Source organism: Phytohabitans aurantiacus (assembly GCF_027923225.1).
Taxonomy (GTDB): Bacteria; Actinomycetota; Actinomycetes; order Mycobacteriales; family Micromonosporaceae; genus Phytohabitans; species Phytohabitans aurantiacus.
Genome location: NZ_BSDI01000144.1, coordinates 1 through 381, shown reverse-complemented (window position 1 = coordinate 381; position 381 = coordinate 1). Strand labels below are relative to the sequence as shown.

The window sequence follows — 381 nt, the reverse complement described above, 5'->3', positions numbered from 1 at the left end:
ACCCGCCTACACCTCGGCGGCTACCAAACCCCACTACCCGGCCGCAACTCTCCCACCTGACCCACACATCAGACAGGAGAGCCGAATGCACGTGGTTGGATCTCTTTTCCGCATGTCTTTGCCCTTGATCCATGCAGATCTCCTTGATCGGCGCTGCCGATTTCGCCCTCGCGGTCGCGACGACCGGCGCGGGCGTGGCGCCCGGCACGATCGCACTCGCGGCTCTCGTTGATCGGCGTCCGCGCCACCTCAAGGACGCGCGCCAGATCTTGGCGCTCCACCGTCGTCCTGGCGAGCTCAACCGGTGGTTGCAACACCGAGTAGTTGGGCCATTTTGTCAGCTGGGTTGGCCCAGCCGAGGGTCATTCGGGGTCTTGTGTT

Annotated in this window: 1 protein-coding gene; it reads left to right on the top strand. The window is 64.0% G+C overall.

All coding sequences use genetic code 11. From position 1 onward, the window contains the following. Window positions 1-131: 131 nt before the first annotated feature. A partial coding sequence (locus QMG73_RS46180) for a hypothetical protein (protein ID WP_281906532.1) occupies window positions 132-381 on the top strand: 250 nt, incomplete at its 3' end.